This is a genomic window from Marinobacter sp. S0848L, from assembly GCF_023016065.1.
Classification (GTDB): domain Bacteria; phylum Pseudomonadota; class Gammaproteobacteria; order Pseudomonadales; family Oleiphilaceae; genus Marinobacter.
In genome coordinates this window covers 26,156-41,814 of record NZ_JALKAQ010000012.1, presented here as the reverse complement: position 1 = coordinate 41,814, position 15,659 = coordinate 26,156, and the positions used below count along the sequence as shown (strand labels likewise).

At 54.8% G+C, this 15,659-nt stretch carries 10 protein-coding genes; 1 reads left to right on the top strand and 9 read right to left on the bottom strand.

What is annotated here, in order from left to right; translation table 11 throughout:
- Positions 1-43 precede the first annotated feature (43 nt).
- The 9 genes from gltB to MWU64_RS13095 form a co-directional block, all read right to left on the bottom strand.
- Positions 44-4,492 (bottom strand): glutamate synthase large subunit, encoded by a 4,449-nt coding sequence (gene gltB / locus MWU64_RS13135; RefSeq protein ID WP_247064845.1) that lies wholly within the window; start codon positions 4,490-4,492, stop codon positions 44-46.
- A gap of 186 nt (positions 4,493-4,678) precedes the next feature.
- Positions 4,679-6,118 (bottom strand): ATP-binding protein, encoded by a 1,440-nt coding sequence (locus MWU64_RS13130; protein ID WP_247064844.1) that lies wholly within the window; start codon positions 6,116-6,118, stop codon positions 4,679-4,681.
- A 40-nt stretch (positions 6,119-6,158) separates the two neighbouring features.
- The gene (gene aroB / locus MWU64_RS13125) at positions 6,159-7,235 is read right to left on the bottom strand and encodes a 3-dehydroquinate synthase (protein WP_247064889.1); all 1,077 of its coding nucleotides are present in this window, start codon (positions 7,233-7,235) and stop codon (positions 6,159-6,161) included.
- Complete coding sequence (gene aroK, locus MWU64_RS13120; protein WP_247064843.1) at positions 7,216-7,806, bottom strand: shikimate kinase AroK; 591 nt, start codon at positions 7,804-7,806, stop codon at positions 7,216-7,218. The genes aroB and aroK overlap by 20 nt, the downstream gene beginning before the upstream one ends.
- A gap of 126 nt (positions 7,807-7,932) precedes the next feature.
- Positions 7,933-10,053, bottom strand: a complete 2,121-nt coding sequence (locus MWU64_RS13115; protein ID WP_247064842.1) for a type IV pilus secretin PilQ family protein — start codon at positions 10,051-10,053, stop codon at positions 7,933-7,935.
- Positions 10,053-10,610, bottom strand: a complete 558-nt coding sequence (locus MWU64_RS13110; RefSeq protein WP_247064841.1) for a pilus assembly protein PilP — start codon at positions 10,608-10,610, stop codon at positions 10,053-10,055. The genes MWU64_RS13115 and MWU64_RS13110 overlap by 1 nt, the downstream gene beginning before the upstream one ends.
- Positions 10,611-10,612: 2 nt before the next feature.
- Entirely contained in the window at positions 10,613-11,224 is a 612-nt protein-coding gene (gene pilO, locus MWU64_RS13105) for a type 4a pilus biogenesis protein PilO (protein ID WP_247064840.1), read from the bottom strand.
- Positions 11,224-11,787 carry a PilN domain-containing protein gene (locus MWU64_RS13100; protein WP_247064839.1) on the bottom strand — a complete coding sequence of 188 codons (564 nt, stop codon included), beginning with the start codon at positions 11,785-11,787 and terminating at the stop codon, positions 11,224-11,226. The genes pilO and MWU64_RS13100 overlap by 1 nt, the downstream gene beginning before the upstream one ends.
- Positions 11,787-12,851, bottom strand: coding sequence for a pilus assembly protein PilM (locus MWU64_RS13095; protein ID WP_247064838.1), 1,065 nt, complete (start codon positions 12,849-12,851; stop codon positions 11,787-11,789). The genes MWU64_RS13100 and MWU64_RS13095 overlap by 1 nt, the downstream gene beginning before the upstream one ends.
- 281 nt (positions 12,852-13,132) lie before the next feature.
- On the opposite strand from MWU64_RS13095, the gene MWU64_RS13090 reads away from it, so the two are divergent.
- Positions 13,133-15,631, top strand: coding sequence for a penicillin-binding protein 1A (locus tag MWU64_RS13090; RefSeq protein ID WP_247064837.1), 2,499 nt, complete (start codon positions 13,133-13,135; stop codon positions 15,629-15,631).
- Positions 15,632-15,659: the final 28 nt, after the last annotated feature.

Genomic DNA, 15,659 nt, shown 5'->3' with positions numbered 1-15,659 from the left:
GACTGCGCTCGCAACGCAGCCCAACTCACAGTTTTCCCGGCGATTACTCCGGGCGGGCTCGGGTACTGGCCAACAGGCTGCGCAAGTTGGCGGCCTTTGGTTTAACTAGCCAGAACCGGTTGATGTAATCGTCGAAATCCTCCAGAAGATGTTCCGCCCAAGCACTTCCGGTTTCGGAAATGTGCTCACGAATCACACCGCGCAGGTGGTTTCTGTAGGCTTCCATGTCTTCTCGTGCAATACGCTGAATCTCAACCAACTCGTGGTTGTACTTGTCGACAAAGGTGTTATCCAGGTCCAGAACGTAGGCGAAACCACCGGTCATACCCGCACCGAAGTTGTAGCCTGTTTCACCCAGAACCGTCACCAAGCCGCCAGTCATGTATTCGCAGCAGTGATCGCCAGCGCCTTCCACAACCGCGTGAGCGCCGGAGTTGCGGACCGCAAAGCGCTCACCCGCTGTACCCGCGGCAAACAACTTGCCGCCAGTCGCGCCGTACAAGCAGGTATTGCCGACGATGGACGTTTCCTGGGTTTTGAAATCACTGCCACGGGGCGGTTTGATCACCAGCTTACCGCCGGTCATACCTTTGCCCACGTAGTCATTGGCATCGCCGTGCAGAACCATGTTCAGACCGCCCACGTTCCACACACCGAAGCTCTGGCCGGCCGTACCCGTCAGATCGAGGGTAATCGGAGCATCTGACATGCCTTTGTTGCCATACCGCGCGGCGATTTCACCGGACAAACGGGCGCCAATAGAACGGTCACAGTTGGTCACCTTGTAGGTCCAGGCGCCACCGGACTTTTCGTTCAAGGCAGCGGCCGTATCTTTCACGATCTGCTCAGCCAACTGGCCTTGATCGAACGGTACGTTGCGCTCTACCTGGCAGGTCTGAGGCTTATCGGCCGGAATATGATCGTTTTCCAGCAGACGGGTCAGGTCCAGCTTCTTCTGACGCTCGGTATTACCCGGCAGGCGCTCCAGTAGATCTACACGCCCCACCAGTTCCTCCATGCTGCGAACGCCCAGTTTGGCCATCCACTCGCGGGTTTCCTCAGCAACAAAGCGGAAGAAGTTCATCGCCATCTCGACGGTGCCTTTGAAGTGCTCTTCGCGCAGGTAATCGTTCTGAGTAGCAACACCGGTCGCACAGTTGTTCAGGTGACAAATACGCAGGTACTTACAACCCAGCGCAACCATTGGCGTGGTCCCAAAACCGAAGCTTTCGGCCCCCAGAATAGCGGCTTTCACCACATCCAGACCGGTTTTGATGCCGCCGTCTGTTTGCAGGCGAATCTTGCCGCGCAAGTCGTTGGCGCGAAGTGCCTGCTGGGTTTCGGTCAAACCAAGCTCCCACGGCGAACCCGCGTAACGAATGGAGGTCAACGGGCTGGCCGCTGTACCACCGTCGTAACCGGACACCGTAATCAGATCGGCGTAAGCCTTGGCCACACCGGCTGCGATGGTGCCGACACCCGGCTCGGACACCAGCTTCACCGACACCAACGCTTCAGGGTTAACCTGCTTCAAGTCAAAGATCAGCTGAGCCAAGTCTTCAATCGAGTAAATATCGTGGTGCGGCGGCGGTGAAATCAACGTCACGCCCGGCACCGAGTACCGCAAACGGGCAATCAGGTCGTTCACCTTGCCACCCGGTAGCTGACCACCTTCACCCGGCTTGGCACCCTGAGCAACTTTGATCTGCATAACGTCGGCACTGCGCAGGTACTCGGCAGTAACACCGAAACGGCCGGACGCCACTTGCTTGATCTTGGAACGCTTGTTAGTGCCGTAGCGCGCCGGGTCTTCACCGCCCTCACCGGAGTTGGAGCGACCACCGAGAGTATTCATGGCCACCGCCAGAGCCTCGTGCGCTTCCGGAGACAGCGCCCCCAACGACATAGCGGCTGAGTCGAAGCGCGGGAAGATGTTTTCCACAGGTTCAACGTCAGCTAGATCTACAGACTGAACGCCCTTCTTTAACACCAGCAAGTCACGCAGGGTTGCAACCGGACGCTCATTCACCAGACTTGCGTATTCGCGGTACTGACCGTAGTCGCCGCTGATGACCGCATCCTGAAGCTTACCCACGACATCCGGGTTGAATGCATGGTATTCCTGACCGTGGATGTACTTCAGTACACCACCGGGCGACAGCGGTTTACGAGGTTTCCAGGCGACAGAGGCCAGCAGCTCCTGATCTTGCTGAAAATCACCAAAGTCCGCCCCCTGAATGCGGCTGGGCACACCTTTGAAGCACAGGTCCACCACGTTGTCAGCCAGGCCAATCGCTTCAAACAACTGCGCACCGCGGTATGAAGCAATGGTAGAAATGCCCATCTTGGACAAGATTTTTAGCAGGCCTTTATTGATACCCTTGCGGTAATTGTTCTTGGCTTCGATGGGATCCATCACCAGCTCACCGGTGCGAATCAGATCGTTCATCACCTGATACGCCAGGTAGGGGTACACGGCTGTCGCGCCAAAACCAAACAGCACAGCGAAATGATGCGGGTCACGCACCCAGCCACTTTCAACAATGAGGTTGGTATCGCAACGCAAACCGTTTGCTGACAGGTGGTGATGAACCGCTGCAGTAGCCATCAACGCATTTACCGGCAGCTCGCCTTCCACCAGATCCTTGTCGCTCAGAATCAGCAGCACTTTGCCATCACGAACCGCGGCTGCGGATTCTTCGCACACGCGAATGATGGCCTGCTCCAAGCCTTCTTCCGGACGGTAGCTCAGAGCCACTCGGCCAACTTCAAAACCGGGACGCTGGTTATTGGTCAGTCGGAGAAACTTCGCGGGCGACAACACCGGCGTAGTCAGAATGACCCGGTCGGCGTGTTCGGCAGTTTCTTCAAAAACGTTGCGCTCTGCACCCAAACAGGTTTCGAGCGACATCACGATGGTTTCACGCAAGGGGTCGATCGGCGGATTGGTCACCTGCGCAAACTTTTGGCGGAAATAGTCCGCAACGTGCCGAACTTTGCTTGAAAGCACAGCCATGGGCGTGTCGTCACCCATGGAGCCAACAGCTTCCTGAGCACCTTCAGCCAGCGGACGAAGCACCTGATCACGTTCTTCGAAAGAAACGTTAAACATCTTCTGTTGAACCAGCAGCTCGTCCGGCTCCATCAATTTGAATTCCGGAGACTCCTGATAAAGCGTGGACTCAACCCGTAACGCGTTTTCTTTCAACCAACGGCGATACGGCTGGGCATTTTTCAAGCGTTCATCGATATCTGGTGTGTGCAGAACCTCACCGGTATCGGTATCGATGGCCAGCATTTGGCCCGGACCGACCCGGCCTTTGGCCACAACATCAGACGGCGCGTAATCGTAAGTACCCACTTCCGACGCCAACGTGATGAAATCGTCTTTCGTGATCACCCAGCGCGCCGGGCGCAAGCCGTTCCGGTCCAGCATACACAGCGCATAGCGACCGTCAGACATTACCAGACCCGCCGGACCATCCCAGGGCTCCATGTGCATGGAGTTGTACTCATAAAAAGCACGCAGATCCGAATCCATAGTATCGACGTTCTGCCAGGCCGGCGGAATCATCATTCGCACGGCACGGAACAGATCAACGCCACCCGCCAGCAGGATTTCCAGCATGTTATCCATGCTGGACGAATCCGAACCGGCCAGATTGACCAGCGGCTGCAAGGTTTGCAGATCCGGAAGATCCGGAGAGCTGAACTTAGCAGCACGGGCGATCGCCCAGTTCCGGTTACCATCAACGGTGTTGATTTCACCGTTGTGAGCAAGATAGCGGAACGGCTGAGCCAGCGGCCATTTAGGCATAGTATTGGTAGAGAAACGCTGGTGAAAAACGCAGATAGCGGTTTCCAGATCCGGGTCACCCAGGTCTTTATAGAAGTTGGCCAGATCGGCCGGCATCATCAGGCCCTTATAGGCCAATGTGCGATGAGAAAGACTACAGATGTAAAACTCGGAATCGTCAGCCATGTCTCGCTCGGCGTACCGACGGCCAAGGAACAAGCTGATCGCAAACTCTTTCTCGTTTTTATCGCCGGGCTCAACAAACACCTGTTCAATGCGGGGCAAACAATCTTTCGCCATCGGCCCCAGACAGCTGTCATCAACGGGCACTTCGCGCCACCCCATGATGTCCAGCCCTTGCTCGGTCAATCTTTGCTCAACAGCAGCACGACCAGCGGCCGCTTTACCTTCCTCTTGGGCTAAAAAAACCTGGCCAACTGCAAATAAGTCGCCAGGTTTTTTTCCGAACGCTGCTTCAGCAGCTTTGACCAGGAAGGCCTTAGGACTCTGCAAGAGCAGGCCACAACCGTCACCGGTCTTCCCGTCGGCAGCGATGCCTCCCCGGTGGGTCATGCAGGTGAGTGATTCAATAGCTGTTTCCAACAGCTTATGGCTAACCTCGCCCTTCATGTGGGCTATCAGGCCAAAACCGCAGTTGTCCCTGAATTCATCGGGATGATACAAGCCTGTCGTCATAAGCGTTCTCTCACGTAAAAACCATTCCCGCCACCCCACTTCGCACCACCGTAGTGCACAAAATGAGCTGACACTTTAAAAAAGGGGGAAGGGATTATACGTACGAAAAACGAGCAGGCAAGAACTTTTTAAATTTTTCGTCACACGCGGAGAAAGCGTGCACCACATGAGTGCACTTTCACGGCTTCAGAAGCTCTCAAAGGAGCGAATCCAGGGGCTATCGACCTTTAATGCCTCAGGAAGGGTCGCCGCCGCCGATTTCGCTTCGTTTTTGCTCGCGTAGCTTCCGTACACCAACATAAACCAAGGTTGGCCATCACGTTCACCGACGGTGTAACGCAGTTTTTGATCTGCGGGTAGCCGACCAATAACATTAAGGACGGTTTGTTCCAAGCGTCCGGCAACTAGCTGAAGCGTCCAGCCTTGGCTTTGCTTCAAGCGATCCAGCGCGACAAACCGCTCAGCCACCTTTGGGGTAAAGGCTGGCTCTGGCTCTGGCTCTGGCTCTGGCTCTGGTTCTGGCTCTGGTTCTGGTTCTGGTTCTGGTTCTGGTTCTGGTTCTGGTTCTGGAATAGTGTTTTCGGATTCAGGAGGTAATAACACATCCTGATGACCGGCAATCACAGGCTTTTTATCTTCCTCTGGTGCAGAATCCGGTGGCACAGAGTCCGGCCCAATCGTAATACTTTTCCGAACACGCTCCGGGGGTGCCGCCGTTTCGGGAATATTTTCGACCGTTTGATCGTACTGCAACGACACCAGCCACCAGGAAATACCCAGCAACACCAACGCAAGTGCAGGCCAGCGAAAGTTTTGGATCGAGGGGAAGTTAAAACGAGACATACCGTGAGCGCCGGCCACCATGTCGAGCCACACACCAGGCGCCACACGCTTTAATCGGCCAAAACTGCCCTGACTCAGGGCATGTATTTGCTTTAACCGATAGGAAGAGAGCAACTCATCAACCGACCCACCCGCCTTGCTAACACGAGGCTCCAGATACGCAAAAACGTCTTTTTCAGTCAGTGCGGGCAGCGCAAGGTGGTGCACGTATCCGGCGTCAGGCTCTGAAGAAAGCACCTGTTCGACGGCTTCGCTACCCGCAAACACGGGCACGGCTGCAGCAGTTCGATCTGCGGCAACAAACGCTGAAAGAATGAGATTAAGAACGTCAGGCGGACAGCGGTCGGCATCATCGATGAGAAGAACCTGACGCTGGCCACGCTCGACACGACTCTCGGACCACGAAAAATAGCGATAAACCGCCTCTCGCGGCTCGAAATCTTCCGGGATAGCCGAACGAGACATGTGCTTTAATTCTCGCGCCAAAGCCGAAGCGCTTGTCAGGGCGGTCACCGGAACATATTGGAAGTCGAGTCGGCCCGATTCACTCTTAACCAGCTCGGCCAACAACCGTGTTTTTCCAGAGCCAGGTGCCCCCGTCACCACCAGCGCCATATCGCCAAAGCCGCTGAGATGGCGCAACGTTTCCAATGCGTGCTGCCGTGTCGCACCGGTGAAGAATGGCGCATCCATCTCAAGCGGGTTGTCGCTCAAACCGTAGCGCTGCTGCAAACGCGGAAACAAACCACCACCATCAAGGCTGTTTAACGTGTCCTGAGCCACACTTCATCCTTGTCTTATTGTTTTATGGATAGCCATTCGGTTAGCTGAAAAACGCGTTCAAGGTCGCTCGCAAGTTCTCGGGCTTGTAGTCTGCTGTCACCCAAGCATCACCCAATGCGCGCATCAGCACCAAACGGATTTGCCCATCGACATTTTTCTTGTCCACAGCCATCAGCCTCATGAAATCTTCTTCCGACATTCCTGCGGGTGCCTTGTCAGGCAGACCAGCGCTCCGAATCAGGGCGTCAGCACGGTCTTTGTCTGCTTCAGAAACGTACCCTTCGCGCGCAGACAAATCGGTCGCCATCATCATGCCAGTGCCAACCGCTTCCCCGTGTAGCCAGTTTCCGTAACCGGCAAAGGTTTCGATTGCATGCCCGAAGGTATGTCCGAGATTTAGAATGGCGCGCAACCCGCCTTCTTTTTCGTCCAGCGACACCACTTCCGCCTTACACTCACAGGAGCGATAAATCGCCTCACCCAAGGCCGCCGTATCCAAAGATCTGAGCGCATCCATGTTGCCTTCAAGCCAATCCAGGAATTGCGGCGCGCGAATCAAACCGTACTTGATCACTTCGGCCAGGCCCGCAGACACTTCTCTGGCCGGCAGGGTGCCAAGCGTATCGGTATCAATCAAAACGGCTTGCGGCTGATGGAACGCGCCCACCATATTCTTGCCCAGAGGGTGATTGATGCCGGTTTTTCCGCCAACCGACGAATCCACCTGCGACAACAATGTAGTCGGAATCTGAATAAAGGGCACTCCACGCTGGTAACACGCTGCAGCGAAACCTGCCATGTCGCCGACCACGCCGCCACCTAGCGCTGCAATAGTTGTATGGCGGGTGTGACGATTTTCCAGCAGACCGTCGAAGATAAGATTCAGGGTTTGCCAGTTTTTATGGGCTTCGCCATCTGGCAGCGTCACCACATCAATCTGCTTTCCCGGAAAACACGCTTTCGTTTTTTCCAGATACAGTGGCGCAACCGTGTCGTTAGTGACAATCATCACCTGACCACCACCCACCCAGGGCGTCAGATCGTACGAACCCAGCAACCCCGAACCAATCACGATGGGGTAGCTGCGCTCACCAAGATCAACTTTGAGTTCTTTCAGTACCTTGTACATGCTGACGACCTTCCTTCCGTCTTTGCCTTCTATGCCGTGGGGTTTTCGGACTGATTCTGTTCACCAATTGCCGCACCACAAGCCGGGGGCTTTTCCGGTCGGTGTACATTACGATATCGGCCAACTGGGTATACAGAGGGTCCCTAACCGCAAACAGCTTTCGTAACACCCCTTCCGGATCATCGTTTTGCAGAAGGGGACGATTGCGATCTTTTCGTGTACGCTCAACTTGTTGCTCTATCGACGTTTTCAAATAGACAACCACCGCATTCTCGCGCAATAACGGGTGGTTTTCCGGGCGCATCACAGCCCCACCACCGGTTGCCAACACCACGTCGGTTTCTGCAGTCATCTCGTCGAGCATGGCCGTCTCCCTTTGACGAAAGCCCGCCTCGCCTTCGACATCAAAAATCCAAGGGATGTTTGCCCCGCAGCGCTCCTCGATAACCCGGTCCGAATCCAAAAAACGGTAACCGAGTTCTTTGGCAAGCAAACGGCCGATAGTGCTTTTTCCGGCCCCCATGGGCCCAACCAGAACAACGCGTTTGGGCAAAGACATAACTTTCCGCTCAACAATTTTTCAGGCGGATGAGAATAGCACAGGGCGGACCAATCCATAACCTTGGCGAGCCACAGACACAAAAAAGCCGCCGGTATCAGCGGCGGCTTTCAGGCTCTGACCCGATTACTGGATCAAATCGCTCTTGATGATCTTCGGCGTGATGAAGATCAGCAATTCACTGCGCTCATCCACATGCTCGGTGCGCTTAAACAAGCGGCCCAGATATGGAATGTCACCCAGGAACGGCGTTTTGGTCGTTTGAGTAGCTACTTCTGACTGGAAGATACCACCGAGAACCACCGTTTCACCGTTTGCAACCAGCACCTGTGTGGTCACTTCGTTCGTGTTGATCGAAGGAATGCCTGCAGTCACCTCACCACGGGAATCCTGATTCACAATCAGATCCATAATGATCTTATCATCCGGGGTAATCTGTGGCGTTACTTCCAACGAAAGCACGGCTTCCTTGAACGACACAGATGTCGCGCCGCTTGAAGAGGCCTCTTGGTAAGGAATTTCCTCACCGGACTTGATCGACGCGCTCTGGCGGTCCGCCGTAACAACCCGTGGCTGTGAAACCACTTCGGCACGACCATCGCTTTCCAGTGCCGAAAGCTCCAGGTCTACCAGGAAGTCGTCACTGCCCCAGCCGATCGCGAAAGACGATGCACCTTCACCGCTCACACCAAGATCCACACCCAGTGCGCCCGGGAATGAAATCGTATTACTACCACCACTGGCGGCATCACGAGCTTCACTGAGAGTCCCCAAAGACCCACCAACCGTAATCACATCGTCGCCACTCACATCGTAGGCGGCACCGCCCCAACGAACACCCAGATCTTCGGCCACGTTGGTCTGTGCGCGGACAATCCGAGCTTCGATAGACACCTGACGTACGGGCACGTCCCACGTGCTGACCAGACGACGAATTTCTTCGAGCTTATCCGCGGTTTCACGCACGGTAATGGTGTTGGTGCGCTTATCCGATGACACAAAACCTCGCGATGAGATCAACTCGGCGTCAGCTTGGATCAAGCTAACAATTTCGTCGGCCTTCGCGTAGTTCACCTGAATAATATCGAGTCGAACCGGCGCCAGTTCAGCAATCTGCTTATTGGTTTCCAGCTCCAGCTTCTCACGGGCTGCAATTTCTTCAGCCGGCGCGACCAGAAGCACGTTACCAATCTGCCGCTTATCCAGACCTTTGGTTTTCAAAATCAGATCCAGCGCCTGATCCCAGGGCACGTTTTGCAAACGCAGTGTGATACTGCCACCCACGGTGTCACTGGCAACCAGGTTCAAGCCGGTGAAGTCAGCAATCAACTGCAGCACCGAGCGCACTTCGATGTCCTGGAAGTTAAGAGACAGCTTCTCGCCGGAATACGGGAATTTTTCTTCACGACGGGTTTCCGCTTCTTCCTGAGAGATCTCTTCCACGCTAACCGTGAACTCGCGACCAGACTGGTAGGCAATGTAGTCGTAATCCCCTTCCGGACGAATCTCTACCACCGCATTTCCGTCTTCCACAAAAGTATCGATACGGGTGACAGGCGTTGCAAAGTCCGTCACATCCAATCTGCGGCGCAAATCAACAGGCACGTCAAGATCGGGCATAGTCAGGCGAATGCGTCCTCCCAGCTCGGTCAGGTTCACCGCGGAAGAGCTGCTGCCCAAATCGACAATCACACGGCCTTCGCCGGCTTTTCCGCGACGGAAATCGATGCCCGCCAGCGCATTTGTTCCAGATGGTGCAGACGCAGACGTTTGTTGTGCGCTGGAGGTTACTGCCGCTGACGCTGACGCCCCGGACCCAGCGCCACCGATCGTCATCACCAGAGAGTTGTTATCCCGTACCGTTTCGTGCGGAACCAACTCAATCAGGTTGAAGATCAACCGCGTGCGATCTTTGGTTTCCACCACGGTCACACTCTGAGCGTTGCCGGACCCCAGTGGGATACTGCGTTTGTTAATACCGCTCGTTGTATCTTTCAGATCAACCGTAATCCGTGCCGGCCGCTCGATGGTGTAGCCCGTTGGCTCCGGTGGCGTGCCGTCGAAGTCCATGGTCACTTCCAAGCGCTCACCCGGCAGCGACGAAAACGTGACGTCTTGCAGCGTGACCGCGCTGGCCAGGCTGCTCCATAACCCCACGGCAATAATACCTACGGAGACATTAAGTTTTTTGAACATCGCTAGCCTCGACCCTACATCTGTTTTTTCTTGCATATTTCTTGTCGACATCATCCTGCCGCTCCTGAGCCCTCATCCAAAGACAAGGAGCGGGGGCGTTCAACCCATCCACCCCGGCCATTCGGAACGATTTCAATCAGTTCGATGCGCGTTTCACTGACCCCTACAATGCGGCCATAGTTTTGCCCCATGTAGTTACCAACCCGCACTCTGTGTATGCCTGACGCACCATCACGCACCAACGCAAAAAGACTTCCGCCAGCGCCTTCCAGCGTGCCCACCATGCTCAGCGATTTCAGATCAAAATTCTCGAGCACCTCTCGCGGCCGATCAAGATCTGGCTCCACGTCGGTAATGGGCTTTTCGTCCACCATGGTCAACTGAACATCGACGGGCGGTTCAAACGGAGCTCGGCGGTCTGCCGCCGTGTAACTGAAGGCCTCATAGGCCTTGAATTCTGGCAAGGGCTCTACGTGCCCCCGGGGTTTCGCCCGGGTATCCGCCATAAACTTGTCCAAATCCGAGAAGCCATTGCCCTGGGAACAAGCCGTCAGTAACGACGCCAGACACACACCCAGCCAGGCTTTTCCTGCATGCTTCTTTGCCATGCTTACTCTCCAGCCCGGTAACGGTAGGTTCGAGCGACAACCTGCATATCGAGCTGTTCGCTATTTCCACCGATTGGTTTAATAGTTAAATCGTGCAGCGTAACAATACGCGGCAAACTGGCCACGCTGCTGACGAACGAGGCCAGTTCATGATACGACCCGGATACCCGCACATTGATTGGAAGCTCCGAATAGAAATCTCTCTGGCGTTCCGGCTGCAGTTTCACTTCCTGCAAGCTCAAACCACTGCCCAGCGCTGTATTGGTAATATCTTCCAGCAAGCCGGGCACCTCGGTTTCACTCGGCAACTGGCGCACCAGCGCACCAAAGGTTTCTTCCATTTCAACCATCTGAGCCTTGAACACCTCCAGGTTGGCTACCCGGTAGGCTTTCTGCTCATAGGTTTGCTTAAGCTCTTGCTCTTTTCGTTCAACCCGATCGAGCTGGGCGTACTGATCCTTGATGAAAAACCAATAGCCGCCCCCCAAGATCAAACCGAACACCAACAGGAACACTATGGCCTTGATCGGCGCGGGCCAGATGCCAGCGTTGTTGACATCCAGATCATTAATATCGAATTCGTTAAGGCTTTTCAGTGAGTCCGCGAGGCTCATTAGTTATCCTCCTCTTCGGGCTCTGGCGTTTTTTGCTGAACCGACAGATTGAACTGGCTGTACCCTGCACGGCGGTTATCTGCCGCCGCAACGTTGCTCAGGTTCGGCCCGGTAAACCATTCGGATTCTTCAAACTGACGCATCAAGTTGGAAATGCGGCTGTTAGACTCTGCCATGCCAACGATATCCAGGCGCTCACCGGTCCTCTTCAGATCGGTGAAGAACAAGCCGTCGGGCAGTGTGCGAACCAACTCGTCAAACACTCGAACAATGACCGGGCGCTTACCCTGAAGATCCTGAATGACCTTCATCCGCGCGAGCAATTCATCGCGTTGGCGTTTGAGGTTCTCAATTTCTTTGATCTGCTTGTCCAGCTGCTTGGTAGCAGTTTCAATGTAGGCATTACGTGATTGCTGGTAGGCGATTCGGTTGTCCGTATCGGTTTTCCACAAAAACACCAAGCCTGCCGCAATAATCACGGCACCCAGCATCATCACGACAAATTGTTTCTGTTTTTCCGCGCGCAGTTCTTCGCGCCAGGGTCTGAGGTTAATTTTTGCCATCAGTCGAAACTCCTCATTGCCAGCCCACAGGCAATCATCAACGATGGAGCGTCATTGCTCAGCGAGGATGCGTTCACCCGGGACCCCACTGCCATATCGGCGAACGGGTTAGCAACCAACGTCGGCGTTCCTGTTTTCTCTTCGACCATTTCGGTAAGACCTTGAATCGACGCCGTTCCACCCGCCAACACGACATAGTCCACAGCGTTGTACTGGCTGGCACCGAAGAAGAACTGAAGTGCTCGGGCCACCTGCTGGACCACCGCTTCGCGGAATGGGGTCAGCACCTCGGCTTCGTAATCGTCTGGCAAACCACCTTGTTTTTTGGCCAGCCCGGCTTCTTCGATGGATAAGCCGTAACGACGCTGAATCTCTTCGGTGAGCTGCTTACCACCAAAAATCTGTTCCCGGGTGTAAACCGTCTTGCCTTCGGCCAGAACACTGAGCGTGGTCATGGTGGCCCCTATGTCCATGATGGCCACCACCAGCTCTTCACCCTGAGAATCCAGCTGCGGCTCGATCAACTCGTAAGCCCGCTCCAGTGCGTATGCTTCAACGTCAACCACCTTGGCATTCAGCCCCGCGATTTCCAGCGCATCTTCCCGAACGTCAACGTTTTCTTTCCGGCAAGCAGCAAGCAGCACGTCGACCTGGTCCGGATTACTCTCGGACGGCCCCTGCACCTCGAAATCAATCGCTACTTCATCAAGGGGGTATGGAATGTATTGATCCGCTTCCAAAGCAATCTGGTCTTCCATCTCAAATTCATTGAGACCGGAATCCATTTGAATCACTTTTGTAATGACCGCCGAACCGGAGACTGCAACAGCCACCTGTTTGACACTGGTGCGGGATTTGGACGCAACGCGCTTGAGCACTTCGCCCACCGCCTCTACGTCTGTAATATTTTTCTCGACAACTGCGTTGGCCGGAAGGGGCTCAACAGCGTAGCTTTCGACCCTGTAACGGTCGCCCTGCTTTGACAGCTCGAGGAGTTTTGCTGAACTGGAGCTGATATCAACTCCCAGAACAGAACTGGATTTTTTTCCTATCAATCCGAACACGCGCTCACCCTATACCTGGTTGAATACACCCGGCGTTGGAGCCTCTCGGCTTCTTGCCCGTTCGCGGCAGAAGTCTCGAGATTGCTCTCTTAGATTTATGCAGTTTCCCTGCTTGTTATCTGTTTTATATGTAAGAGAATTTCTTAATCATTCCGTCTACAATGCAATCTCTCGCTTTTACGGGAGAGATTGCACGCCAGAAGGCCGCCAAACCTTCCTAAAGCAATTTCTCAAATAATAGACCTATATCTAACAGATGTCAGAAAAAAATGTCTCATTTGATGCGTACATCTCGTGTTTTTGCCTGGATCATTCTTACCGGCCTGAGTGTCGCTGTCATATTGTCTGCAAGCTTGTATCTGTATTTGAGGCCAAGCCTGCCTCCAGTCGAACAACTTCTCGACGTCAAACTGCAAACGCCTCTGAGGGTGTACAGCCATGACAATGAATTAATAGCAGAATTCGGCGAAAAGAGAAGGACTCCGGTCACAATCGAACAGATCCCTACACTTCAGTTACAAGCCTTCCTAGCCGCGGAGGACGCGCGTTTTTACGAACACTTCGGGGTAGACATTAAAGGCCTGACAAGGGCTGCGATCGAACTGATATCCACCGGATCGATCCAATCCGGGGGCAGCACCATCACCATGCAGGTTGCAAAAAATTACTTTTTGTCACGCGACCGGACCTTCATTCGGAAGTTCAGCGAAATCCTTCTGGCCATCCAGATTGAGCGCGAACTGAGCAAAGAGAAGATCTTTGAGCTGTACCTGAACAAAATCTATCTGGGCAATCGCGCCTATGGCATCTCGGCCGCGGCCCAAGTCTACTACGACAAACCCGTTAATGAACTGTCTCTGGCGCAGATGGCCATGCTGGCCGGCTTGCCCAAGGCCCCGTCCGCGTACAATCCCATCGCTGACCCGGAACGCGCGCTTGTGCGCCGCAACTGGATTCTCGGACGAATGGAAAGTCTCGGGTTCATTACCAGCGATGCCCGCGAACTGGCCTCTGGCGCTCCAATCACCGCCAGCTACAACGCCCGCGAAACAGATGTTGATGCTGACTACGTAGCCGAAATGGCACGTTCCGAAATGGTCCGAAGATTCGGCGACACCGCTTATACGGATGGCTACAGCGTCACCCTGACCGTCGACGGCCTAAAGCAACAAACCGCAACCGACACACTAAGAGCCGGCCTGGAAAATTACGACCGCCGGCACGGTTTCCGGGGAGCCATTGCCCAGGTGGATATTGACGGCATGACACCCGCTGAACTTTCAGGGGAGCTTGCCAACTACCCTACCGTGGAGAGCTTGCTACCTGCCATCGTCACAACCATTGACGACAAAAGCGGCGAAGTCCAAACCCACACCCGCGCTCTTGGCCCCACCACGATGGCGTTCGACACCATGAAATGGGCCAGAAAACATCGCACCCAAAGCCTCACGGGCCCAGAGCCCAAGAAACCCTCGGATGTCGTCAGCGTGGGCGATGTGATTTACGTGAAAGCACTCCAACCAGCCCAAAGCTCCGAAGACATTACCGCCAAGGCGCAAAACGTTGCTCTGGCACAAGTACCCAATGTTGAAGGGGCACTGATTTCCCTGAATGCCAAAACCGGCGCCATCGAGGCACTCACCGGTGGTTACAGTTTTGGCCAAAGCAAGTACAACCGCGCAACTCAGGCAAAGCGTCAGCCGGGCTCCACGTTCAAACCGTTCCTGTATCTGGCCGCATTAGAGAGCGGCCGCACACCCGCTACTATCTATAACGACGCGCCCATTGTGCTTGATAACTCCGACCTTGAAGGCTCTTGGCGCCCGCAAAATGCGTCCGGACAGTTCTACGGCCCGACAACTCTGCGCAAAGGTCTGTACCGCTCGCGCAACCTGGTTTCCATTCGATTGCTGCGCGATTTAGGCATTCGCACAACACTGAACTTTCTTGAGCAGCTCAAAATCCCGACCGACAACATGCCCGAGAACCTGTCACTGTCACTGGGAAGCGGCCTGCTCACCCCCATGGAGCTGGCTCGCGGCTTCGCCGTTATCGCCAATGGCGGTTATGACGTGCAGCCCTACTTAATTGAAAGCATCCGCGAATCCGATGGCACCGTGATTTACGAGGCGCCGGAAACCATTCTCTGCGACAGCGACTGTGACGCGCTCGAGGAGCAATACAGCTCATCCAGTGAAACCACTGAAAACACCGAAACCGCTGAACCCGTGGCAGAGACGGTCGGGATCACCCTGCCAGCTTCCCGGAACTCGGAAAGCCCCAGAATCATGCGCAAGCTGGCCGATTCCCGTTCGGTTTATATCATGCATTCCATCATGCAAGACGTCATTCAACAGGGCACCGGCCGCCGCGCCAGAGCTCTGGGACGAAGTGATTTGGCTGGCAAAACCGGCACAACCAACGAACAGAAAGACACCTGGTTTTCGGGCTACAACCACAGCATTGCAACCACGGTCTACGTTGGCTTCGATCAGCCAGCACCGCTTGGGCGCGGAGAATACGGTGCAAGCACCGCACTGCCCATCTGGATTGACTATATGAAGGTTGCGCTGGCAGACACCCCTCCGTCATTAATGCCTCGCCCCAATGGCTTGGCCAACATCCGCATAAACCCGGAAACCGGCGAGCGCGCACACCCCAATGAGGATGGCGTTTTCGAACTTTTCAAAGAAGAAAATGCGCCTGCGCCATTAACTGCCGATGAACTTGAAAACCCCGCGGGCAGTGCACCGGAAAGCTTCTCCCGGCAGATTTTCTAAGCCGGGCAATTAAGGCAACCCCATTACG

Excerpts from the sequence above, each read along its gene's own strand:
- gltB (WP_247064845.1), bottom strand. The coding sequence starts at position 4,492 with ATGACGACAGGCTTGTATCATCCCGATGAATTCAGGGACAACTGCGGT.
- MWU64_RS13110 (WP_247064841.1), bottom strand. The coding sequence starts at position 10,610 with ATGGCAAAGAAGCATGCAGGAAAAGCCTGGCTGGGTGTGTGTCTGGCG.
- pilO (WP_247064840.1), bottom strand. The coding sequence starts at position 11,224 with ATGAGCCTCGCGGACTCACTGAAAAGCCTTAACGAATTCGATATTAAT.
- MWU64_RS13115 (WP_247064842.1), bottom strand. The coding sequence starts at position 10,053 with ATGTCGACAAGAAATATGCAAGAAAAAACAGATGTAGGGTCGAGGCTA.
- MWU64_RS13100 (WP_247064839.1), bottom strand. The coding sequence starts at position 11,787 with ATGGCAAAAATTAACCTCAGACCCTGGCGCGAAGAACTGCGCGCGGAA.
- MWU64_RS13090 (WP_247064837.1), top strand. The coding sequence starts at position 13,133 with ATGCGTACATCTCGTGTTTTTGCCTGGATCATTCTTACCGGCCTGAGT.
- aroK (WP_247064843.1), bottom strand. The coding sequence starts at position 7,806 with ATGTCTTTGCCCAAACGCGTTGTTCTGGTTGGGCCCATGGGGGCCGGA.